18 protein-coding genes, 1 pseudogene and 1 riboswitch are annotated in these 24123 nt (G+C 44.4%); of the genes and pseudogenes, 1 reads left to right on the top strand and 18 read right to left on the bottom strand.

Annotated elements, in window-relative coordinates:
• Positions 1 to 13: 13 nt before the first annotated feature.
• The 12 genes from hrcA to ACZ42W_RS03640 all read right to left on the bottom strand — a co-directional run bounded on the left by hrcA (position 14) and on the right by ACZ42W_RS03640 (position 15021).
• Positions 14 to 1051: a heat-inducible transcriptional repressor HrcA gene (gene hrcA / locus ACZ42W_RS03695; RefSeq protein WP_464168618.1), complete on the bottom strand. Its 1038-nt coding sequence runs from the start codon at positions 1049 to 1051 to the stop codon at positions 14 to 16.
• 166 nt (positions 1052 to 1217) lie between these two features.
• Positions 1218 to 2345, bottom strand: coding sequence for a radical SAM family heme chaperone HemW (gene hemW / locus ACZ42W_RS03690; RefSeq protein ID WP_464168616.1), 1128 nt, complete (start codon positions 2343 to 2345; stop codon positions 1218 to 1220).
• 665 nt (positions 2346 to 3010) lie between these two features.
• A complete protein-coding gene (locus tag ACZ42W_RS03685) occupies positions 3011 to 3337 on the bottom strand; it encodes a DMT family transporter (RefSeq protein WP_464170852.1) in 327 nt (108 codons plus the stop codon).
• A gap of 152 nt (positions 3338 to 3489) precedes the next feature.
• The gene (gene lepA / locus ACZ42W_RS03680) at positions 3490 to 5295 is read right to left on the bottom strand and encodes a translation elongation factor 4 (protein ID WP_464168614.1); all 1806 of its coding nucleotides are present in this window, start codon (positions 5293 to 5295) and stop codon (positions 3490 to 3492) included.
• A 162-nt stretch (positions 5296 to 5457) separates the two neighbouring features.
• The gene (locus tag ACZ42W_RS03675; protein ID WP_464168612.1) at positions 5458 to 6516 is read right to left on the bottom strand and encodes a phosphodiester glycosidase family protein; all 1059 of its coding nucleotides are present in this window, start codon (positions 6514 to 6516) and stop codon (positions 5458 to 5460) included.
• Positions 6517 to 6706: 190 nt separating this feature from the next.
• Entirely contained in the window at positions 6707 to 7939 is a 1233-nt protein-coding gene (locus ACZ42W_RS03670; protein ID WP_464168610.1) for an NAD(P)-dependent malic enzyme, read from the bottom strand.
• Between the two features lie 67 nt (positions 7940 to 8006).
• The gene (locus ACZ42W_RS03665; RefSeq protein ID WP_464168608.1) at positions 8007 to 9341 is read right to left on the bottom strand and encodes a 2-hydroxycarboxylate transporter family protein; all 1335 of its coding nucleotides are present in this window, start codon (positions 9339 to 9341) and stop codon (positions 8007 to 8009) included.
• A 173-nt stretch (positions 9342 to 9514) separates the two neighbouring features.
• Positions 9515 to 10234: a response regulator gene (locus ACZ42W_RS03660; protein WP_464168606.1), complete on the bottom strand. Its 720-nt coding sequence runs from the start codon at positions 10232 to 10234 to the stop codon at positions 9515 to 9517.
• Positions 10227 to 11819, bottom strand: a complete 1593-nt coding sequence (dcuS, locus tag ACZ42W_RS03655; protein ID WP_464168605.1) for a DcuS/MalK family sensor histidine kinase — start codon at positions 11817 to 11819, stop codon at positions 10227 to 10229. The genes ACZ42W_RS03660 and dcuS overlap by 8 nt, the downstream gene beginning before the upstream one ends.
• A gap of 40 nt (positions 11820 to 11859) precedes the next feature.
• The gene (murJ, locus tag ACZ42W_RS03650; protein ID WP_464168603.1) at positions 11860 to 13422 is read right to left on the bottom strand and encodes a murein biosynthesis integral membrane protein MurJ; all 1563 of its coding nucleotides are present in this window, start codon (positions 13420 to 13422) and stop codon (positions 11860 to 11862) included.
• 96 nt (positions 13423 to 13518) lie between these two features.
• On the bottom strand, positions 13519 to 14592 hold the full coding sequence (gene spoIIP, locus ACZ42W_RS03645) for a stage II sporulation protein P (protein ID WP_464168601.1): 1074 nt from the start codon (positions 14590 to 14592) through the stop codon (positions 13519 to 13521).
• 96 nt (positions 14593 to 14688) lie between these two features.
• Entirely contained in the window at positions 14689 to 15021 is a 333-nt protein-coding gene (locus ACZ42W_RS03640; protein ID WP_464168599.1) for a phage holin family protein, read from the bottom strand.
• Between the two features lie 278 nt (positions 15022 to 15299).
• Between ACZ42W_RS03640 and rpsT the strand changes: the two genes are divergently transcribed.
• The gene (gene rpsT, locus ACZ42W_RS03635) at positions 15300 to 15572 is read left to right on the top strand and encodes a 30S ribosomal protein S20 (RefSeq protein ID WP_464168597.1); all 273 of its coding nucleotides are present in this window, start codon (positions 15300 to 15302) and stop codon (positions 15570 to 15572) included.
• 83 nt (positions 15573 to 15655) lie between these two features.
• Here rpsT and holA read toward each other — a convergent pair whose 3' ends face one another.
• The 6 genes and pseudogenes from holA to ACZ42W_RS03605 all read right to left on the bottom strand — a co-directional run bounded on the left by holA (position 15656) and on the right by ACZ42W_RS03605 (position 23985).
• A complete protein-coding gene (holA, locus tag ACZ42W_RS03630; RefSeq protein ID WP_464168595.1) occupies positions 15656 to 16657 on the bottom strand; it encodes a DNA polymerase III subunit delta in 1002 nt (333 codons plus the stop codon).
• Positions 16658 to 16853: 196 nt separating this feature from the next.
• Positions 16854 to 18223, bottom strand: a pseudogene (locus ACZ42W_RS03625) (amino acid permease).
• Between the two features lie 92 nt (positions 18224 to 18315).
• Positions 18316 to 18499: riboswitch (Lysine riboswitch) on the bottom strand.
• 180 nt (positions 18500 to 18679) lie between these two features.
• Complete coding sequence (locus tag ACZ42W_RS03620) at positions 18680 to 21265, bottom strand: ComEC/Rec2 family competence protein (protein WP_464168593.1); 2586 nt, start codon at positions 21263 to 21265, stop codon at positions 18680 to 18682.
• Complete coding sequence (locus tag ACZ42W_RS03615; RefSeq protein ID WP_464168591.1) at positions 21262 to 21954, bottom strand: ComEA family DNA-binding protein; 693 nt, start codon at positions 21952 to 21954, stop codon at positions 21262 to 21264. The genes ACZ42W_RS03620 and ACZ42W_RS03615 overlap by 4 nt, the downstream gene beginning before the upstream one ends.
• 27 nt (positions 21955 to 21981) lie before the next feature.
• The gene (locus ACZ42W_RS03610; protein ID WP_464168590.1) at positions 21982 to 23268 is read right to left on the bottom strand and encodes an MFS transporter; all 1287 of its coding nucleotides are present in this window, start codon (positions 23266 to 23268) and stop codon (positions 21982 to 21984) included.
• A 39-nt stretch (positions 23269 to 23307) separates the two neighbouring features.
• Complete coding sequence (locus ACZ42W_RS03605) at positions 23308 to 23985, bottom strand: Crp/Fnr family transcriptional regulator (protein ID WP_464168588.1); 678 nt, start codon at positions 23983 to 23985, stop codon at positions 23308 to 23310.
• Positions 23986 to 24123: the final 138 nt, after the last annotated feature.

Below are 24123 nucleotides of genomic sequence, written 5' to 3'. Positions count from 1 at the left end.
TAAACCACCTCTCCTATATCCTTCGTCGCTTCGTGAGAAGCTCGGTAAGTGTCCTAGTCATGTAGTCTACCATGGCCATAGCCTTCGAATAATCCATCCGTGTGGGCCCAATCAAACCGACCATCCCTAGGGCTTCACCCTCAATTTTATATGTGGCTGAAATGACACTGCAATCTTGAAGTTCCTTCATTCTATTTTCCCCACCGATGGTGACCGTTAATCCGTCCGCTGTAGGATGAAGCACTTTTTTTATTTGATCCCCTTCTTCAAAGACTTGGAAAAGGTTTTTAATCTTCTCAACATCCTGAAATTCGGGTTGATTGAGCATATTCAAGGTACCACCGAGGTACACCTTATTGAGTTCATCGCCTGGGTTATTTAACACAGCGGAAAGAAGTTCAAGTGCATTATCAATCAGGTAACGTTGACGAGTAAGTTCACTGTAAATCTCATGAAGCAAACTACGTCTTACTTCAGATATAGAATGTCCCCGCATCTTTTGGTTGAAAACCGTGGCAATCTTCTGAAGCTCTTCTGCAGTTACATTTTCTCCGATATCAACAATCTGATTCTCGACCACACCATTTTCTTTGACGATTACCATGATCGCTTGACCCGATTGATACGGAAGAAAATGCATTTGACTGAAGGAACTTTTCCCTTTTTGAGGCCCGACAACGATACTCGTCAAATGTGTGAGCTCAGAAAGAAGCTTGCTCGAATGAGATATCACTTCCTGGATCTCAGCAATCCCCTTCAGAGTTTCCCTCTCTATGACTCCCTTTTCATCCTTAGAGAGCTTCGGATGCTCCATGAGACAGTCAACATAGTAGCGGTATCCCGCATCCGATGGAATACGTCCAGATGAGGTATGGGGTTGTTCGATGAGGCCTAATTCTTCCATGTCTGACATTTCATTGCGAATCGTGGCCGGCGAGATACCTAGATCAAACTTCCGGGCGATTGTCCGTGATCCTACGGGTTCAGCCGTAGAGATATAATCCTGAACGATTGCTCGTAGGATTTTCTTCTTTCGCTCATCCATTTGCATAGTCTCGACCGCCTTTCCAGATCGCTGATTTTTTTGTTAGCACTCATTGTTAATGAGTGCTAACGATTATGCCTCCACATTACCACTCCCATTTATGATTGTCAAGAGGTTGAACGCGTCAAAAAATGCAAAATGTCAAAGATGGTCAATGTTTTTTCGCCTTCCTTTAGACGAATTCTTGTAATACCGAATTTGCTACGAACCAATAATCAGATTTCATCTTAAGTGACGCACCTTCAATCATGAAAACCCCTGCTTTGAGATAGCGTTCCAGAACAGAAGGATAAATATTCTGTAAATCCTGACCAAATTCTTTTTTAAACGCCTCCAAGTTGACTCCTTCGGCAAGACGAAGTCCTAAGATTATTCGCTCAGCCCTTCGCTCGTGCTCGGTTAGATGTTCATCCTCCTCTGGATCAACGGGTTGCTCTCCTTGGGCTAATTTTTGTTCATATAGGCCTAAGTCCTCACTATTTTTCCAGCGTCGGTTATTGAAGCATGATACCGCTCCAGGTCCTAGACCCAGATATTCCACACCCTGCCAATATCCGAGATTATGTTGGCATTCATACCCGGGTCGTGAGAAATTCGACGTCTCATAATGCCAAAAGCCCTCCCTTGCAAGAACTTCTTTTGCAAGTTCATACATTTCGGCCTGGGCATCATCATCGGGGAAACGCTCGATTCTCTCGCGGTTCATGGCAAGGGGGGTATTCTCTTCGAGCATTAAACCATAGAGAGATAAGTGCTCGGGTTTTAGACTCATGGCCTCTTCAAGCGTCTTCTGCCAGTCGGCAAGAGTTTGTCCCGGCAAACCAAATATCAAATCCAAATTAAGATTGTTAAAACCCGCTTTACGAATAAGACGAACCCCATCCCGAATTTCCTCAGCAGTATGAATCCGGCCAATCTGTCGTAAAAGGGAATCATTAAAGGATTGAGCCCCTAGAGAGATCCGATTGATCCCATGCCTTCTCAAAAGATTTAGCTTTTCGGAAGTGAGTGTCCCCGGGTTTCCTTCTATAGTCTTCTCTCCTGATTTATCAAAATCAAACCCCTGCGTAAGCATCTCGAGAAAAACATCCATCTCTTCTTCATGGAGCGCAGTCGGAGTCCCTCCACCGATAAAAAGAGTAGAGATACCTTTATTGGCCTCGGTCTGCCGCAGGTTGATTTCAGCTCCGAGGCTATCCAAGTAGGCTTTCACTTTGGATTTTTGAAAAGGTACGGAATAAAACGCGCAGTAGTCGCATTTCCTTACGCAGAAGGGGACGTGAACATATACGGATGGCATTGGTATCGATTCTCCTTTTCAAGGAATTGCTTCGCAGAGTTGTTTGCAAGTCGAGTTACGTTACAGACGCTCGGAAATACGCTCGCAGACCAAGCTAAGGGCAAAACTGCTTCTTGCAAGCTGCGGGGTACCCGCCTAATTCGCTCCTGCTCAATAGGCGGCGAGTCACGTCCATGTGACTCGCCCCGCTATCTCGGGTGCAGTTTAGCCCAAGCTTGGTAGCTGCTCGCGAAGGAACCTCGTGTACTGTAATCGTAACTCACTTTGCAGCAGGGTGGCTCACGCATCGCTCCGAAGAGATAACTCGGGCAATGCTTAGTAGAATACCCAGGCAAATCAGAAGCCCTAACAAACTTACAATTGAGATAGACATACTAAGGCAAATTCTGAAGAAATCGCCGAAGGATTTTGCTTTACACAAAGGAACGCCTTCTAAGCGAGCGGCTACCAATCTTCGTGAAAAATTCGCAGCGGAAACGGGTTGGAAACACGACGTTTCCAACCGGCCACGAGGCATGGACGCCGATTTGGCCGGGGACCCGTTGGAGCGGAGAATTTGAGCGATTAGATTGGTCCGCGCAGCTTACAGAGTGACCAGTGAAAAGCAAAATCCTGGAGATACTTCTCATGAAAAAAGCTTATTTCCCTTTATCAGTATCGTGTGACTAAGACGGATCTCCTGAAGTCATCTTCAACCCCACAATCCCCGCCACGATAAGCAGAATACAAACGACCCGAATCAAATCCTTGGGTTCCCCTAAAAAGAAAATTCCAAACAGCACGGTCCCTACCGTTCCAATCCCTGTCCAAACAGCATAGGCTGTCCCAATCGGAAGATTTCTAACTGCTACGGAAAGAAAAAAGAAACTCGCAATCGTCCCAAGAATCGTAAAGACACTCGGCCAAAGACGGGTAAACCCTTCCGTATATTTAAGACCGATTGCCCATCCCATCTCAAAGAAGGCCGCGATAAACAAGTATACCCAAGCCATTTTCATAATAGACTTCCCTCAACTTCCTCTAGATAAGCATTCAGCGAACCGCATGCATCAAATATCGTACATGACAGTTCGCCTTCTTGTTGTTTGTTCTATATTATGCCTGAATTTGTGCTTTCTTGAAAAAACTATTAAAGCCAGAAGCCTTAATCGTCAATCTGCAAAACTGCCATGAATGCATCTTGTGGGATTTCTACACTTCCTACTTGCTTCATGCGTTTTTTTCCTTCTTTTTGCTTCTCCAAGAGTTTGCGTTTACGAGAGATATCTCCGCCGTAACATTTAGCCAAGACGTCTTTGCGCATAGCACTTACCGTTTCACGAGCGATAACCTTCGCTCCGATAACCGCCTGAATCGGTACCTCAAACATCTGTCGTGGAATGATTCCTCTGAGCTTCTCAACAAGCTTGCGTCCTCGGGCATAGGATTTCTCCTTATGAACGATGAAGGAGAGTGCATCGACAAGTTCTCCGTTCAGAAGTACATCAAGCTTAACGAGATCCGCTGCTTTATAACCCGCGACTTCATAATCGAGGGAGGCATACCCCTTGGTTCGAGATTTGAGCTGATCGAAGTAATCATAAACAATCTCACTTAGAGGAAGTTCATAGGTCAGGCTCACACGATTAGGAGAGAGATAGTCCATGTTGAGATAGTTGCCTCGCTTTTCCTGGTTGAGTTCCATGATTGCGCCGACATAATCAGAAGGAACCATGATTGTTGCCTTAACGATCGGCTCTTCGATGCTCTCGATCTCATCCACTTTCGGAAGATTCGTTGGATTATCTACCCTGACGACTTCTCCATTTGTCTTTTTCACTTTATAAACCACACTAGGAGCCGTTGTAATTAGGTTCAGATCATATTCCCGTTCAAGACGTTCTTGAATGACATCCATATGCAATAATCCCAAGAACCCACAGCGATAGCCAAACCCAAGGGCGACAGAGGTCTCCGGTTCAAAGACTAAGCTTGAGTCGTTAAGGTGAAGCTTTTCCAAAGCATCCTTCAATCGCTCATAATCACTGGATTCGACGGGATATAGCCCACAAAACACCATAGGAGTCGCTTTGCGATAACCTGCAAGCGGGTAAAGTGCGGGGTGGTCCGCATCAGTAATTGTATCCCCAACTTGGGTATCTTTAACGTTTTTAATGCTAGCCGCGATAAAGCCAACCTGCCCAGCTTTTAATTCATCTACCATTCGCATAGCAGGGGTAAACATACCTACTTCCGTGACATCAAAGACCTTACCTGAAGACATCATTTTTATCCGTGTCCCCTTAGCCACACGGCCCTCCATGATACGAACATAAGATATTGCCCCTTTATAAGCATCAAAGTAGGAATCAAAAATCAACGCCTTCAGCGGAGAACTATCATCCCCCTCTGGCGCAGGGACCTTTGATACGATAGCTTCTAATATTTCCTCAATCCCGATTCCTGATTTCGCCGAAGCCAAAATCGCTTCACTCGCATCAAGCCCGATAACATCCTCAATCTCCTGCTTGACCCGCTCAGGCTCCGCACTTGGAAGGTCAATTTTATTAATTATGGGGATAATCTCTAAATTATTTTCTAAGGCGAGATATACATTCGCCAGTGTTTGCGCTTCAATTCCTTGTGCAGCATCTACGACAAGAAGAGCCCCTTCACACGCTGCAAGACTACGGGAGACTTCATAGGTAAAGTCTACATGCCCTGGGGTATCAATCAAATTCAGCTCATAAATTTGTCCATCTTTAGCGGGGTAGTGTAGGCGGACACTTTGCAGTTTGATTGTAATCCCGCGTTCCCGCTCTAAGTCCATGTTATCTAGAACTTGTGCTTCCATTTCCCGCTTGCTAAGGGCTCCAGTATATTCGATCAAGCGGTCAGCGAGTGTCGATTTACCATGATCAATATGCGCGATAATCGAAAAATTTCGTATACGTTGTGAGGCCTGTGCCACAGTTTTCCCCCTCATTTCAAGCTAATTCGTGTTTGACAGCTAGATAAAGCTAGTCGTTTCCTAAGATATACTCTAAACAAATATTATACTGCTTTCTATGCCATTCAGCAAGAAAAAGCAGTGAGGCTAGGGAACTGGTCCCTTACCTCACTGCTTTTTGTTTCATTTTAATTTCTGTTCAACTCTCCAAAAGCGATACTCATCTCTAAGATTTCTCTCCGACATGACGATAAACGCCGAAGGGACTTCGCGAGGTCCAAAGGAGCTACTCGGTTTATTCTTGATTTCCCCATTAAACACTAAGGTTGAGGAAGATCCTCCATCTAAATTGGCCGCATTATAAGCACCATGTTCCAACAGGATAGTCTGCACATCTTTTAGAGTAGCACCTAGACTTCCGATCTGACGCCCATCGATGACAAGCATGAGAATGGTTCCATCCTTCGTTTGGGCAATAGCAGTACGAGGAGCGATTCCCCAACCTCCATCTCCCACTTTGATCATCGGTTCCCCATTCACGATGAGAAAGGGCCCAAACGTTACTGCATCTCGGATTCCAAGCTCCTCGATTTCTTTTAAGGTATAGCGTCCAAGTACCAAGACATTATTTTTATCTAAACCGATCAAACTATAACCTGGCAAATCATCCTTATATCTGATTTGTCCCCCCGTAATTAGGATTCCTGTCGGAGTTCCTCCCCTACTCTCTCCCCCAGGATCGGAAAAGCCGCCAGCATTAATCCCTGCTACAGCATGATACTTATCGACAAACTCTCCGACCTTTAATCCCATACTACCGATTTGATCCGTTGCAACAAGTTTAACCCTCGCTGGATCACCCACTTTAATAAGGTATCCCTTAAACCCCTTGCCTGAGAGTTCGATATACTCTAAAGGTGGTTTTTCCTTGATAAAAGGTTGAACGACCTGCACCGCTTTTTCATCTGAATTTACCTGCGGTTCAGGAACTTTATGTTTTTCCATAATTCGCTGAATCTCATCCTCACTCACAAACCAACGGGCCAGATATTGATGGGTATAGGTCGTCATTGCAGTTGTTACATAGAGCTCCTTAAGTTCTATGAGTGGACCATGGAAGATTAGAATAAACGCTGTCACCAAAGCAAGTAGGCAAAAGAGCACTAATCCTAAGACTATTCTTAGAATACGACTTTTCCACGTTAGCGACTTTTTAGTCCGCACTTCAACTTGTGCGCTCATTTCGAACACCCCCAAAAAAGGAAGAACATTTTCAATGCTCCTTTGCAATCCCTATGAGGCTTGTTCAAAAATTAGTACATTTTTAGTTACTCAAGACATAATACCTCTTTCTCCATCTCAAAAAGGTCCGTCTTAAAATATCCAATAACATCTTAAGACGGACCTATCGTTAGTCTAGGAAGTAATAATCCTATTTGTTTAATTCGTAGAATTTACGCAGATTTTCTGCGATGGCTTGTGGATCCACCGGTTTTGTGGCTACACCAGAATCTACAGCTGCTTGGGCAACCGCTGCAGCAACTGCTGGTCCCACCCTCAAATCAAAGGCTTTAGGGATAACATACTCTGGGCTTAGTTCTTCAGCTGTAACAATGTCAGCAATGGCATATGCTGCGGCGACCTTCATCTCTTCTGTGATTGCCTTTGCTTCTGCATCAATTGCTCCACGGAAAATTCCCGGGAAGGCCAACACATTATTAACCTGATTGGGATAATCGGAACGTCCCGTCCCTACGACTGCAGCTCCAGCTTCTTTAGCTACTTCAGGCCAGATTTCAGGTACAGGGTTTGCTTGTGCAAATACGATCGGATCCTTAGCCATAGACTGTACCATTTCCGGAGTCACAGCCCCAGCAACCGATACACCCACAAAGACATCTGCTCCATTTAAAGCATCTGCTAGAGTTCCTTGAACTCTTTCTCGGTTCGTCTTCTGAGCAATCTCGTCTTTGTACTTATTCATCCCTTCGGTACGACCTTCGTAAATCGTTCCTTTGGTATCGCACATAATAACGTTCTGGAGGCCCACACTCATTAAGAGTTTTACAATCGCCATCCCAGCAGCGCCGGCACCATTGACGACAATCTTAACTTCACTTAACTTTTTATTAACCACTTTGAGCGCATTGATCAATCCGGCCATGGTAATTACAGCCGTACCATGTTGATCATCATGGAAAACAGGGCCGTCATAAATCTCTTTGAGTTTTTCTTCGATATAGAAACACTCCGGAGCTTTAATATCCTCTAAGTTAATTCCTCCGAAGGTGGGCTCAAGTAGCTTCACAAGCTCTACCACTTTATCACTATCTTGTGTATCCACACAGATTGGGAAGGCATCAACCGCTCCGAACGTTTTAAAGAGGATCCCCTTTCCTTCCATAACAGGCATAGCCGCTCGAGCACCAATATTACCCAATCCCAAAACGGCCGAGCCTGTTGAAACCACCGCAACAAGATTTCGCCGATTTGTATATTTATTGACTAATTCAGGGTCTTCAGCGATATCCTTACACGGTTCCGCTACCCCTGGGGAATAAGCTAAACTTAAATCCTCCCCATTGCGAACAGGAACTTTGCTGACTACGGCAATTTTCCCTTTATTCTCTTCATGAAGCTTAAGTGCATCCTCGCGTAGTGTCATTATTAGGACCGCCTTTCTATAAGAGGCTATTTGTTACAAGCCTTAAATATTAGTTCCCGAACAAATATTAGTTAGCAAACATCCGCATTAAGATGGTTGCAAGAACGATCATTGAAGCTCCACCGATCCGAGTGGAAATTTGCGCAAAGGGCATAAGTTCGATTCGATTCGCTGAAGAAAGAATAGCAACGTCCCCTGTTCCACCTAGACCACTATGGCAGGCTGTAACCAAAGCGGATTCGATTGGGTACATTTTTAAGAATTTACCCGTGTAGAAACCGGCGATTACCATGGCGAGGACCGTACAAATGACGATAACGATATAAGCTGGGTTAATAAGTTTTACGACATCATTCAAAGGAGTATATAGAACACCAATACCTACCATGAGAGGCCAGGTTAGATTAGTAGAAATAAATTTGTACCAATGATAGCAGCCTTGTTCCATTTTGGGTGGCATGATTTTAAGGGATTTAACAATCGCGGCAGCAAAGATCATGATAATTGCGCCGGGAATCGCAATAAACATGTTTGCCAAGCCTCCAAAGATGAAGAAACTCGTGGCGATCAGAAGACCAGCCCCCATGAGCGGGAACTCAATGGGTTTATCGATCGTAGTGCTCTCTTTGAGCAACTCCTCATCATTTCCGCCTTTAACCAATATTCCATTCCCAGTAAGGTGTTGTTTCTTTTCTCCCAACCGTTTTAAGAAACCAGCACTAATAATCGCGACAACATTTCCAAGCACTGCAGCCGTGGTTAATGGAGCTAAAATCTCAGCCTGTGGAACATTGAGGATTTCCGAGTAGGCTAGAGAAAGTGGAAGAACGCCTTCCCCGATACCCCCCCCGATAATCGGAACAACGATATAAAAGAAGGTGTGTTTAATACTGTAGCCGAAGAGTGTTCCAACCAAGGATCCTACTGTTATTGAGGCGATGGTTCCAACAATTAAAGGAATGAACATCTTCATAAAACCTTGAATTAAAACCTTTCGATTCATTCCAAGAATACTACCTACAACCAAAGAAGAAATATACAGGTAGAGGAAGTTATCTGTTTTCATAATTGCGGTGATGGCTTTCAAAGAAGCCGGATTCAATAAGTTTAAAAAAACAAGCGTGGATGGAACAAAAATCGCTAAAATTGCAGGTCCACCAATGTTTTTAATAATCGGAATTCTCATCCCGACCTCACCGAGGAACATTCCCATGATCATAATGATTGCGAAGCCGCCGATCATATCTGCAGGGAGCTTACCATAAAAAGAAGCGGTAAAGATCACTGCTGCTAAGATCGCGTAGAGTGGTAACGGAATCACCCCAATTTTCATATTTCCTAATGAGTGCCAGAAACCACTTGGAGTCTGTAGGGAATCATGTGTAACTTCAACCGTTGCCATAAATATGCACCTCCTAGTAATCGTCGGCCTTATATTAAAACTTTTTAGAATATTAGGATATATTATTTAATTTTGTAAATCGTTTTGTAATTAAAATAAGCGAAAAGAAAAAACGTGAGGATGCCTATCCTTTTGGGACAGGCATCCTCACGTTCGAACGATCCCTCTTTCAGTTAGTTCATGCTTTCAAGATAACTATTCAAAGCTTTGCTCTTCGAGGAAATAAAACGATGTCTATAGACTGGTCGTCCTACGGATCCATAAATAACCTCTGTTTTTAGAACTCCAAGCTCGCCTAAGAAACCAATATACTTACGCATAGAAACCCGTGAAATTCCAACCTGTTGTGCCATTTCCTCTGTGGTAAAAGATTCCCCTTGAGTCCCTTGAATTTGATCCCAGGCTAACTTTAACGTATCACGATTGATACCTTTGGGTAACTCACCTGATTTATTGGTAGTATCTTTATGGAAGATCTGCTTATCCAGATCCTTCTGACTAAGTTGATCCTGATTTCGCATTAATATAACTCGTTCCCTGTACGCTGTCAGGGCATCACGGAATCGTTCAAATTCAAAAGGCTTGATGAGATAGTCAACTGCTCCATATTGTAAGGCCTTCTTGATACTCTGACTATCTGTAGATGCCGAAACAACGATCACGTCAACCCCTTCTCCGATCTTGCGTAACTTAGAAAGAAATTCCAAACCATTGCTCCCTGGCATAAAGATATCTAACAAGATTAAGTCAATGTGTTTTTGTTCTAATATCTTAAAGGCATCATCCACCGTTATCGCAATTCCCTGAAATCGAAAGCCTCCCACTTGTTCGAGATAGTATCGATTTAATTCAGCGACCATTGGATCATCTTCAACAATTAAAACGTTAATCATGCTTCTCCTCCATCGTTTCATAAGGTAGATAGATTCTAAACATCGTCCCCTTGCCTTCTTGAGAATAGATTTCCAATTGTCCACTTCTTTGATCCAAACATCTCTTTACTAAGAAAAGTCCAACCCCACGGTTCTTCGCCTTCGTCGAATAACCCTTCACAAACATTTGCTCTTTTATCTTTTCCGGAATACCAGGGCCTCGATCTATAATCTCGATTAAAAGTTCACCTTCGTCATACACAAGGTTTAATTCCACTCGTTTATCCGCAGCGTTCATCGTCGCTTCTAAAGCATTATCGAGAAGGTTACCAATAATGGCAACTAAATCATGAACCATTTCTGAGTCTGCTGGTCGTGGTAAAAAGCACTCCTCTGCTAGCTCTAATTCACACCCTATTTCACGAGCATAGCTCATTTTCCCGAGAATAAATCCAGCCAGTACTGGGTCCTTAATATTTCGTACAATTGACCCCACTTCCATCTGATACCGATTCGCAATCTGACTCACATAAGTCGCTAGTTGGTCGTACGATTTTAGGTGAATCATGCCCAGAATAACATGAATCTTGTTCATGAATTCATGAGTTTGAGCCCTTAAGGCTTCCGCGTAGACTTTGACCCCTGATAATTCTTCAGCAAGTTGTTTGAGATCCGTCTTATCTCGGAAGGTTGAAATTGCGCCGACGATTTTTCCATCTACCTTGAGAGGAACTGTATTGGAAAGCAGCGTAATTCCTCGAAGATCGTATTCCAGATCCAACTCAGAATGACCCGTTTCTAAGACATTTTTAGCAAATTCTTTTAAATCCATCTCATTAACATCACTAAACCCTGCCTGATTAAACAAGCGAATCGCCTCAGCATTGGCCAGTGTCACTTTTCCTTCAGAATCTACCGCCAGTATTCCTTCTCTTACCGACTCTAGCATTGCGCTCCGTTCCTGAAGGAGCTTGGCAATTTCCATAGGTTCCAGCCCAAACATGATTTTTTTAATCTGTTTAGCAAGGAGAATTGCTCCCATAATACCGACAAGCAGTCCAAATCCAAGCCCGAAATAAGTCCTTGATCGGCTTTGACTTACAGCATCTTGAACTGTATTGAGTAAAACACCCACTGCAACCGCACCGACCTGTTCACCTTGCGCATTAAAAACAGGTGTAAAGGCACGCAAAGACACACCGAGCGTCCCTTGAGCTGTTGAGACATGCTCCTCTCCCAGGAGTACGGGGCCCTCATCTCCTCCAACAAAAGGTTTTCCTACTTCGCTTAAGTCGGGATGAGATAAGCGAATTCTTTGCATGTCCATAACGACGATAAACTTAACCTTCGTCAAATTTGTTACTTCATTGGCAAAGGATTGGATTTCTTTTTTATCACGCAGTCCACTGAGTCCTTCAATAACCACAGGAGAATGTGCCACGATTCGAGATATATTCACGGCCTGACTCTCAATACTCTTCTCTGTTGTATTTGCAACTTCTCGACTGATTAAAACGTCAGTGACGAGTAAGGATAAAGCAACGACGACACAAATGAGTATGAGAATAGTTTTTTCGAGCGTGAGATTCAGTATTCGCTTCGTCATTTTTCCTCCTATTCTTACCTATTGACCCAGTTACCTCTGACTAGTGCTTCATTCGTTTTTGGACGAGCCCAATGGTCTGATTGAACTCTTCCATGCGCATGATTTTAGCTGCACCTGCAAAAATCAAGGCCCCGAGTCCTGTTCCTGTGATTAAGACGATAATCGAGCCAAAGGTACCAGACCCGACAAACGAGAGCAGCCACTCTGCCCAAAACCACACGACGGCTCCCATTAGTAAAGAGGCCCCTAACGTCTGTAGAGACGTCCAGAGCATTCGCCAACCATCAATCTGCTTGAGACGCTTTCGCAGAACATAGAGCAGGGCAATCATATTGAAAACCGCAGCTAGCGAAGTCGCAAAGGCGAGTCCTCCACTTTGTAAGGGCTTAACCAGCAAGAACATGAACACTACGTTGGCGATCATGGCTAAAATTCCTATGATGACTGGAGTCCAAGTATCTTGAAGTGCATAGAACATCCGTGGCAAGATCTGAATGACAGACTGAGCTGAAATTCCTACTGCAAAATACAAAAGGGGAACCGCAGTCGCTAAGGTATCACTGGCACTGAACGCGCCATGCTGAAAGAGCACGCGAATCAATGGATAGCGCAGGACAATCATGCCTACCGATATGGGTAAGGTAATGAAAATGACCATCCGCACCGCACTTGAGGAAGTAAGGATGAAGTTGTTCCACTTCTTATGCGCAGCGTGTTCATTAAGTGTTGGGAACACTGCCACGGCAATGGCTAAGGCAAAGATACCCACTGGGAGTTGGAACAAACGATAGGAATACCAAATTGAGGTGAGACTCCCCGGAACAAGATGGGAACCAAGATTTGAATTCACGATCACTTGTAACTGGTTTAGGGTATAACTCAGTATGATTGGAATAGCCAAGGCGGCAATCCGACGGACTCCCGGATGATGCCAATCGATAATCGGATAGTAACGCATCCCCTGGCGTCGCAGCGCTGGAATCTGAACAAGGAAGTTCACCAAGGCCCCAACCACAACCCCAATTGCAAAGCCCGAAATCGTATCAGGCTCATCCGGACGTGCCAGAATCACACCAAAGAAAATGACACTCGCATTATAAAGAACGGTTCCGAGTGCACTGGGCCAGAAGATCTTATAGGAATTTAATATTCCCATCGTTAGCCCACTCAAAGCCAAAAGTAGGGGCTGAATAAGAATGATACGGGTTAAATGTACGGTTAAAGCTTGGTTTTCCGCAGTAAAGCCCGGTACCTGCATTCGGATAAACTGTGGGGTGAAGAGGAGCGCAATAATCACTAGGCCGCTCAACAACAGGAAAATAAGATTTATAAACGAGCTAGCAACCCGCCACCCTTCCTCTTCATTCCCTTTATTGATGTATTCCGAAAACACGGGAATAAAGGCAGAGCTTAATACTCCGCCTACCAAAAGCCAATAGATTAAATCCGGAAGGATAAATGCAGTCTGATATGCATCAGTCACTCCAGTCTTTCCATAGAAACCCGCCATGAGGGATTCTCGAAAAAAGCCCAAAATTCTCGAAGCAAGTTGGGCCAGCATTAAGAGCCCGGCCGCCTTCGCAACCGTTCGGGTACCTGACATACCTACGTCCCCTTTTAATTAAAACATCTTAAATGTCATTAACTATCGAATTATAACATTTTTTTGATTTTAGGGGAAAGGATTTAAAATTTTCTTTTATTTTTCCTTAAGCCATTCCGCTAAGACCGTTCCTAAGACTTTAGCTGTTCCTTTTGCTTCTTCTGGCGTATTGCGTTGACTACCGATCTCTAAAATAAGCGCGCCATCAGAGAGATGTTGGTTATATCGAGCATCTGATGCATAGGTGATCTTGGGGATGAAAAGTCCAGGGTATTTCTTTTCTGCGAAAGCAATCAGTTCCTTAGCAACTTCCTCATTTTTCTGCCAATGGGGGTTTACTTTGCCAAGCACAATCATGACCCGACCAACCTCTTTCCCATCGATATTCACCGTCGATTTATTCACACCAGGGGGTAACCCATCCCGGTGTAAATCAATAAGGAGTTTCATCGAAGGATAATTTTTAACTAGCTTACTGGCAGTATAGATGGATTTACTATAGGCCTTCATAAAATCCTCAGCATCATGAATTTCTAAGGCATGTGCAGCTTGCACTCCATTTTCAACCAGAGACTTCTTCAAAGTTTCTCCGACAGCGACTATATCTCCGTTCCCTGGTTTCCGTTCATCCCCGCCTGCTCCAGCATAACTCTCTCCATTATGCGTATGGTAAATCCCCACAAGTACTTCCTTGCTCAGAGGATTAGGATTTACATCAGGCCCCTCCTTTAGGTTATCTTGTGGGATCTCTTCAAGCTGGGGAATTTCCCCTTCAAATTCCGGGTCCCCTGGATTATAGGCCCAACCAATCCAGGCCGGTCCATCAGGTGGTGGAGTAAAATAACTAAAAAAGTAAGTACGGGCATCTGAGATATTCACACCCGTTAATAAAAATGTTCCGAGCGAAACGCCTTGAGCCCTAACCTGATCAAGACGTTCGCGTTGCGGCTCAGAATAGCCAGGAATCCCTTCCAGTAAAACGGCTTCAAACGGAAAGCTCTGCTGCGCTAGAAGACGCACGAGCTGATGTGAACTTCCTTTTTCGACTGAATAACCGAACAATCCCAGGAAAAGAAGTGCAAGCAAGGTCATAAGAATGCCGCGTGCCCAGCGGGAAGTTGGCCAAAATCTCCATTTCCATTTTGGTCGAAGAGTATCTTCTTTCAGCAAAAAACTTGTCCCCCTTTCCTTTCTTAATAAGGAATATGAGGGACAAGTTCTTCTTAGAACTCAAACCTAGCTTTGCGCTACCTTAACTTAATCGCTTTACCTTAGTTCCGTCGGGACGAAAGCGTCAACAATACCAATAATCAAAGATGCCAGAAGTGCTCCAATAACGGATACTTGGATCGATCCCGGAACGATGAATTGGCTTAAGTAGATAACGACAGCCGCTGTCAAAAAGCCAACTATTCCCCGATTAACCCGAGAAATTTTTTCTTTGCCGAAAGCGAGCTCGACCACATAACCCAGCACGGCGATGACAATGGCTGCAATGAGTGCTCCAGTAAAACCAGCCACTTTAAGACCTGGAACCAGATAACTCACGAGAAGCAGTACAATCGCGGATACAATAAAGCGCACAATCATTCCTAACATATTTTTTGTTTCCCCCTGTCGTATTGTAATTTAGGCTTTTTTGCCTTAGACTCATATTATAGTCTGGACAACTTTCTTAAATATTATTTATCCAATGCCTAACAGAGACAAAAAATCCTGTTTTTCAGTTACATATAAGCTGCACTATACCTCAGAATCTTACGAATACATCGTAGCTTTAAGTAATTTTCTTTTTTCCTTGAAAATTTTAGGATTAAATGATAAAATGAAGTTCGCGTAATCTGTTGGGAAGATCGATCCAAAGGGGGTGACCATCAGTGCCAAATATTAAGTCTGCAATCAAAAGAGTTGAGTTGGCCAAAGTCCGCACCATTAAAAATGCGGCTGCTAAATCTACTTTACGCACAACGATTCGTCGTTTTGAAGAATCTTTAAGTACGGACGCAGAAACCGCGAAATCCGCGTTGAGTAAAGCTACCCGTGCTTTGGATAAGGCTTCTTCCAAAGGGTTAGTTCATAAAAACACGGCTGCCCGTAAGAAATCTCGCTTAACTAGACGTTTTGCGAAGCATTTTGCTCAAGTGGGTTAAGTCCTGTTCATAACGCAAATAAGAAACGACATAAAAAGAGAGTAGCATTGATTTGCTGCTCTCTTTTTAATGGGTTTGAAACTCTATAGGGTGCAAAACTTAGTAACCATGATCTCAAGCAGTAATTCGGCGTCCCCTTTGCCGGTTTTTATACCGACTTCCGTACCGAGGCATTCCTTCAAGCCCCAGGAAAGCTGTTCCCAGGTAAGCTTGGCTGACTTCTGCCAAATCTTTTGCGCCTCAAAGGGCTTTACTCCTAGTATGCGAGGGGCTTCATCAAGAACCCGCCCTTGCTCGCGCATAGCGTTTGCCCCTAGAAGCAGCCGAACTTGACGTGATAACAAGGTCAGGACTTTTAGGGGATGCTCTTCTCGTAAGACCTGATGGAGCTTTTGCAACGCAACTGCTGAGGAACGGGCTGCTACAGCATCCAGAAGTTCAAAAACAGTCGCCTCCAAGGTTTGGGGAACAATGGCTTTCACATCTTCTGTACGAATCATTTCTCGGTCCCCTACATATAAAACGAGCTTATCGAGTTCTTGGCTTAAGACGCCCACTTGATGTCCAGTCCACTCGAGAAAAAGTGTTCTTACCTCTGGTCGCATGGTTTTCCCACGGGCCTTCAGTTCACTCTCGAGCCAAACCTGCCAATCTTGGAGTCGCTTTGGGGTCCCAAATTCTAGGATGACTCCCGCTTTTTCGATGGCTTTATAAAATTTCCGTCCTCGATTCACACTTTGCGCAAGGAAGACAAGACACGTTCCTGGATTAGGATTTTCTAGATAAGGATAAAAGGGCTCTAAAGCATCCCCTTGACCCTCTTGAAAATAGGGAATATCCTCGACAATCAGTAATTTCCCACTAAAAAAGGAAACGGTATTTGCAATCTCCACGATTTGTTCCGGAGTCGCACTCCGTGCAGGTAAGGTTTCTATCCCACTTCCAGAGGGATCATTCACTAGATAATTTTCTTTAAGTACTTTGATTGCTTCTTGGATGAAGAACCGTTCCTCTCCATACCATAAGTAAACCGGAGGAACCTGATTCTTCGCTATGGCTTGGCGCACCTGTTCTACTTCCCGCATTTTTTGCCCCCTCCTACTCCACCATTTTAATGAAGAATCCTTTTAATTGCAATGAAGAAGAGTAGACACTCCATAGCACATAGGCCCTGTGTGTAAAAAGAAAAAACCCCTTCAACACGTGAAGGGGCAAAAGAAAGAGGAGGAGAAAAGAGATGTTCTCTCCTATTCTTACCAGAGTTAGGAATTTCATACCATATTATGAAAAAATATTTTCGAACGTCCTCACCTCTACTTCAAAATCACATTCTTCAAGAGGAATCAGTTTCGTTTTGTGTTTGATTTTATACGCTAACCAGACAACGAGGAACAAGACTAAGCCAATGTAGGATACAAGCATCGAGTTCCAGTCAATCCCGTCGGCTGAAAATGCTTGGTAGCCTTGTCCAATAATAATAAAGATACAGAGGATCAAAGCTAAGAGAGGCCCAAAGGGGAAGCCTGTTGCTAGAAAGGGGAGGTCACTTAAGTTACGGCCTTGGGCAATATACGCTTTACGGAAACGATAATGCGCGATGGAGACGTCACGATGAGTGCGTTAACAGGAACTCCCCTATTATCTAATTTCCCTAGGAATTTGGGTGCTTTGCCATCACGCGCTAAATCCCAGAGCATACGAGTCGAAGCGTATATGCCCGAGTTACCCGCTGATAATACAGACGTCAAGATGATTGCATTCATTAAAGAAGCAGCAAAGGCCAGACCCGCTCTTTCAAAAACAAGTGTAAAGGGGCTGACTGCAACCTCTCCACTTAAAAGGCGAGGGTCAGTAAACGGGATAATCATTCCAATGACGAAAATCGCTAAAATATAGAACAAGAGAATGCGCCAGAACACTGACTTAATTGCTTTTGGAATATCCTTCTTCGGATTTTCACTTTCGCCGGCGGTTACCCCAAGAAGCTCAGTTCCTTGGAAGGAGAACCCAGCAACCATGAAGACCCCTAGGATGGTAAAGAACCCGCCATTAAACGGACCTCCATCGGCGACAAAATTAGAAAATCCAATCGGATCCTTGCCCCCCATAATGCCAAGAATCATTAAAAATCCAGTGATAATAAAGATAATAACCGTCACAACTTTAATCATGGCAAACCAGAATTCCGCTTCACCAAAGCCTCTAACTGACAAATAATTGAGTAAGAACATCACAGCTAACGCAAGCGCACTCCAAAGAATAGAGGGGCTATTGGGGAACCAAAACTTCATAATTAGAACAACTGCAGCTAATTCGGCTGCGATGGTAATTGCCCAGTTATACCAGTAATTCCAGCCAATTGCAAAGCCAAAGGAAGGATCGACAAACTTTGCTGCATAGACGCGGAAAGAACCCGCTACCGGCATGAAAGCCGCCATCTCGGCGAGACTGGTCATTAAATAATAAACCATGATTCCAATACCTGCATAGGCAACAAGTGCTCCGCCAGGTCCAGCCTGGTGAATCGCACCACCACTTGCAAGAAACAAACCTGTTCCAATGGTTCCACCTAAGGAAATCATCGATAAATGGCGAGCCTTAAGATTTCTTTTTAATTGGTTCTGTGGAGCTGAGGCGCTCGAGTTTTCCATGAATTTAACACTCCTTTATGCTTAGAAAAAAACAATAAAAAACAGCAGTCAAAAAATCGACGCTGTTTATATTAATAAACCCGCTCAATTCTTCCGAAGATAGCTCTCCACCGTTTTTTTGAAAACGGGACAGTAATGTTCCTATTCGATAACATCACCAGCTTGAAATTCAAGGAAAATCCTCAAGCTTCGGCAACTTATCCTTTCAAACGTAGTCATCGATATTCCTGTATCTCGTCCGTTTTACTCTTATACGTTGCGACCTCTAACCCATCGGTGAATGAGGAAATATTTATATTATTTGTTGATATTTGTAACTTACCGTCGTAAGTATAATTTATAACGCAGAATCTTAAAATAGCAATTTTTATGAAAAAAGAGCCAACCCATCTTGAACATTTTTCCACTATCTAAAGCCCTTCGATTCAAAAGGTTAGGCTAAGACCGCCCACTCGACTATATCCTTCCGGGAAGAACCTCGATTCCTTCCTCATCCAGCCTTACTCGAATCGTTCCATTAACATCTGTGCGGTACACAGGAACCCGTCGTTCTTGCCAATACTGGAGCACTTCAGGTGTAGGATGACCGAAGGAGTTTTTCCCAACGGGAATAATAACCGCTCTGGGATCAATCTGGTTGAGCCAATCGAGATCTAACGAAAAACGACTTCCGTGATGAGGTACCTTGAAAAGATCAGCCGAGAAATCTTGACCGCTTTCTAGGATTTCCTTCATTTCCTCTGCTTCCATATCCGCGGTTAAGAGCACACTCTGACCAGCTCGGTTCAACAAGCGTACGACTATGGAATTATTATTCTCATCTGAGTGGGTATCCGTTAAAACCTCTCTCGGAGCTAAGACATTCAGTTCAATATCAGAATCTAAAACCAGCTGGTCCCCCGCTTCCAACCTCTCGATCTTTTTATTCGCCAAGAGTTTTATAAGTTTTGAAGTAAGTCCACTCTCTTCTCCCCAACTCTTTCCTTTCAGATCCCCTTCATCCCCTAGATTCTCTCCGCTGAGCCAGTCCCGTCCATCCTCTGGCACCCCGACCCAATCGACAGGGATCGTTTCTAATACTGCCGCTGCGCCCCCGACATGATCCGCATGAGAATGTGTCAGGATGAGCGCATCTAAATGTTTAATTCCAATTTGAAGAAGATAAGGTACAATAATCCGTTCCCCCGCATCAAATCGTTGACTCTGGGGTCCCGTATCTACCAAAATTCTCGTCCCTTTCGGGGTCTCAATCAGAATGCTATCCCCCTGCCCCACATCGATAAAGGTAACTTCGAGCACCCGTGGAGTATTCCAAGGACTCCATAGAACCAAGAGGACTATAAGAACGAGGGGCGCACGTTCTCCTTTGATCCCCACCCTCCGTCCCAAGCCGGCAAGTGCCGTGGTTGACCTTATTCTATCAGGTAACCCTACATGAGCGGCAGACAAAATTGCCTCTAGAAGTGGAGTTACCCTTCTTCTCGCGTTAGCACCCCAGACTCTAACCGTAAACCGTACTCTTTCCTTTCCAACAAGCGAGACTAGAATTCCACCATACCAACACACCCAAAAAAGAGCTCCTGGATTGATAACCCAAGCGTCTGCTAAAGGAAAACTTGCCAATCGGAAGAGCAATCCACTTACTGCAGAAAGCAGCCACAGACTCACTTGAAAAAGAGGGAGTCCTAATGGGGGTAAAAAGGAAAGCAGAAGCCCAAATATCCCAAGCTCAAAGATACTCCCGATAAGGAAAAGGACGAGCAAATTGGCCACTAAGCTGATAAAGGATAAGCGATGAAACGTTGTGATTAAGAGCGGCAAAGTTGCGATTTGTGCTGCACAGGTCATGGCAAAGGCAACCTTCAAACCTCGTGGCCATTTTCTGATCCCCTGAATCGCCACTAACTTTGGACTTAAGTTAAGAATCCCCCATGTCGCCATAAAGGATAGCTGAAACCCAATATCTTTAAGCATCAGTGGCTGCCAGATAAACAGAAGAAGTGCAGCGAGAAAAAGCCCCCGCAAGGAATTCCCTCTCCCCGAGCCGAGCCTTCCTAATAAAACGAAAATTCCCATCACAGTTGCTCTGAGGATGGGTGGATTTCCTCCACAAAGGATGGCGTAAAAAGAAAGGACAGCGATACTTATTCCAGCCCGTAGTGGAATTGGTAAAAAACTGAGGGCTCCCCAACAAAGGAGTAGAAGAAAGGCAACATTAGAACCTGAAGCTGAGAAGACATGATATACTCCTGTAACCCGATATCGTTCCAAGTCTTCCTCTGGAATTCGGCTCGTATCCCCAAACAAAATCCCTTCTAGAACTCCGCTCTGATCGCTCGGGATCAGCTCTAGTAGCTCATGTACATGCGTTCTAACTTTCCAACTCAGCGGAGCTATACCTGGAGAAACTATTTCCGTAGCGCCTTGTGCAGTTAACCCTCCGGAAAGCCCACGCACGGCATAATACAGAGGAAGATCAAATTGTCCGGGAGTTCCAGGGGGTTTAGGATGCTCCAATTTGGCAGTATATCGTAGAACATCACCGGGTCGTACATTTCGCCAGCCCTCTGGTAACTCCCCTTCTGAATTCGGGTAGACTTTGAGGCGATATTTTTTCTCCTGAAAATTTAACTGCGCTTGTTCCTTTGGACTTGAAGGCTGTGATTTTTCTAGTTGAGTAAGAGCCGTTTCGGGTATAGATAGGGGGTCTAATATTTTAAAGTCCCCCGTTGCCCCCTCCTCATTCGTGCTCCAATCCGTTAATTCACCTACGACTTGAACTCGGTTTATTAGAAGAGGTTTTTCCAATCCTGCATTTCCGGTCATCCCATAAATAATCCCCACAAGAAATCCAAGGCCTAGTATCAGCATTTCAGGGCGAAAAGAGGGACCGAAAAAATCCCGTGGCTTCCACAGCCCTATCAGAATAACAAGCAATAGAAAAATCCCCAGAACAACCCATCGCATGATTTCTGGGGTAAATATACCGATCATCCCTCCGAGGAGCAAAGAGGCCAGTCGTCGGGTCCAAAGGTCTCTCATGGGCCAACCGAAACCATCGAAGCCATTTTTTCATAGGTTTTTGCTCCGATTCCAGAAACCTTCTGCAAATCCTCTGGCTTCCCAAAGGCACCATGCTCATCGCGATACTGGATGATTCGTTCCGCAAGGGCAGGACCGATTCCAGGTAGCTTATCTAACTCCGTAACTCCTGCCGTGTTGATATTAATCATTCCTGAGGCTGAATTTCCTGCACCTATCGAGCTTGACACACCCGTACCGGATCCAGTACTCGCATTAGTGCTTGGCACAGTTCCAGGAGAAGCGGCACCTGTCTTAGGCGTAGCTCCTGCACTAGGAGCTGCAATAGGACCTACATTCGTACCAGAGGTATTCCCAGAATTCGTAATTCCTAAAGGTTGCGTCACAGGCTTAAGAGGAACCGTTATTTTTTGGCCATCCTTCAGTTTCTCTGCCAGGTTCATTTGATCGACATTCGCTTCGGGTAGTGGGCTCACTTGTTTCAAAGCATCATTAAGACGGGCATCCATCGGTAGACGAACAAGGCCTGGCTTTTCTACCGCGCCTGATACATAGACGACGATTTCTCGACTCTGACTTGCTTTTTCAAGTGTAATCGAGGAATTATGGGGCAAGAAGAATTTCCAAACCGCTGCTAAAAGCAAAATCCCTAATACCACCCACCATGCATAACGGATTTTCCGTTCCAACTCTTTCTCCCCCCATATTATCTCCAATTACTGCTTACTCACTTTTGATACAGCTTTCTTCACCATACTTCCCTTTTCTTCTCCACATTTCCATAGAATTCCTGTCTCGAAATCCAGCAAGGTTTGTCGATTTGTCGAAATCGCACAAATCATTCCATAGCAAAGGTACAACGCCCCCAGAACCCCATAAAGCAAGCCTGCATTGCCCACAGCAACCAACAAAATTCCAAATCCCCCGCTTCCGGCAGCAATTCCAAAGTCCAGTGCGTTCTGCTGCAAAGAAAGTGCTGTCGTATGCTCATGAGCCTTAACTCTTTCTGTCATCCAAGCCATCAGAACAGCAGTGCTGCCATAATAACCGGCTCCGGCAAGTAGCCCGGCCGGATAGAAGAAAAATGTCATTTGAGGTAGAAGGGCAAACAAAATCATCCCGCTCCCTAGAGACAAAAAAGCACAGACCGTCAGCCGCAAACGACCGAACCGGTCAGAAAGCCAACCGAAAGCAAAGTTGGCAATGATCCCACCTAAAGAAAAAAGGGTAAAAAAGAAACCCGCATTGTCCACATTTGTATAATTGACAACAAAGGATATGGCAAAAGACATGTAGATTCCGTAACTAAGTGCCGTGATGAACGTGGTGCCAACAAGCAAAGGACATTTTTGCAACAAGGGCAGAAAATTAATCCTCGGACGCAAACTTAAATCCTTTTCTTTCAAGACTTGCTTCTGGGGCCCGATTACCTTCGCAGAAATAAAAAAAAGTGCCACCATACCCAAGAATGCCAAAACAGCCATACTCTTAAAAAACAAAGAATAACTATAATTTCGAATATACATAAGAGCGAAAACGGGCCCGACCATTAATGACAGAGATGATACCATTCGTAAAACACCAATATATGTACCTCTTTGACCACTGCCTGCACAAGCGGCTGCCGTTGCCAAAGCAGCAGGAAAATAGGATGCCAGCCCCACTGCCTGAACCAAACGCAATGCGACTACTTGCCAAACTTCAACCGCGTAAAAGAGTAAAACAGCGGCAAAGAAAAAAGAACCACTTCCGAGGAGCATTACCAGGCGCCTGCCGTATGCATCAGCCAAAGGTCCAAAAAAAAAGCGTAGGAGTACAGCTGCAACTAAAAAGAGCGCCCCCTGTAACCCTGCTATTATCTCTGTACTGCCCATGCTGATCAGCAGTAGTGGCGTCGCCATCATAAATATAGTGTTGTACGTATAAATAAAGAAGACTGAAACCAAGAGGATCAAGAAATCTTTGACCCTCCCCCCCTGCTGCTCAAAATGCAAACTTGCCATCTCCTTTTTATTACGGAGCCAAACATTTTAGCTCAACATCTATAATGCGTATTCCCTCAGCCGATCCAAATCAGTGACGATTAGGCCGCCTCTGTGCTTTCGAATAAGCTTTTCCTTCTGAAATGTCGACAATGCATTGCACACGCTATTGCGGCAGACACCAATCATAGCGGCCAATTCCTCGTTTTTAATGGGAATTAACATTTCACCTTGCTTGTTTTTCGGATACTCGTCAGCTAAAAGAACCAAGAGTGCGGCTAGTCTCTCCGCCGTGTTATATAAAGAGATATTAACAATTTCCTCCGCCTCAATGGCCATATGGTGAAAAATATAACTTGTTAGAGCAGACAAGTATTGAGGATTTCCAAGAATATAATTGTAAAACAGAGAAAATTCCATTGCGTAAAGTTTCGTCGGTAATATGGCTGCCGCCGTTGTCATCGTCATCTTCTCTTTGGATAGATTTTGAAATCCCAAAAGAGAGCCATTGGTATAGTAAAACAATACTTTTTCCCGTCCCTCTTTTGTGATGACATGCAATTCGACCATGCCGTACTCAATGAAATAACAGTATTGATGCAGTTCTTTTTCACGCCAGAGGATTTCTCCTTTTCCTAAATGGCGTACAGTGCAAGGCACTAGCTGTTTGGCAAAAATTTCCCGAATACTTGGACCAAGGTCGTCATCCTTCAGAAACTGTTGCATAATTTTTGCCATGTGACAGCCCCTCCCTTAGTATTACATCATCCAATAACTTTCACTTTTCACATATCTCTGGTTATCCTGGATGTAGAAGCGGAGGGCAAGGCCCTCTGCTTCCACGATTTACTTAATATTTCGCAAAACATAAGTTAT

This window comes from Desulfitobacterium elongatum (assembly GCF_055378975.1).
The sequence above is the reverse complement of the archived record's forward strand: the minus strand, read 5'-3'. Positions and strand labels throughout refer to the sequence as shown.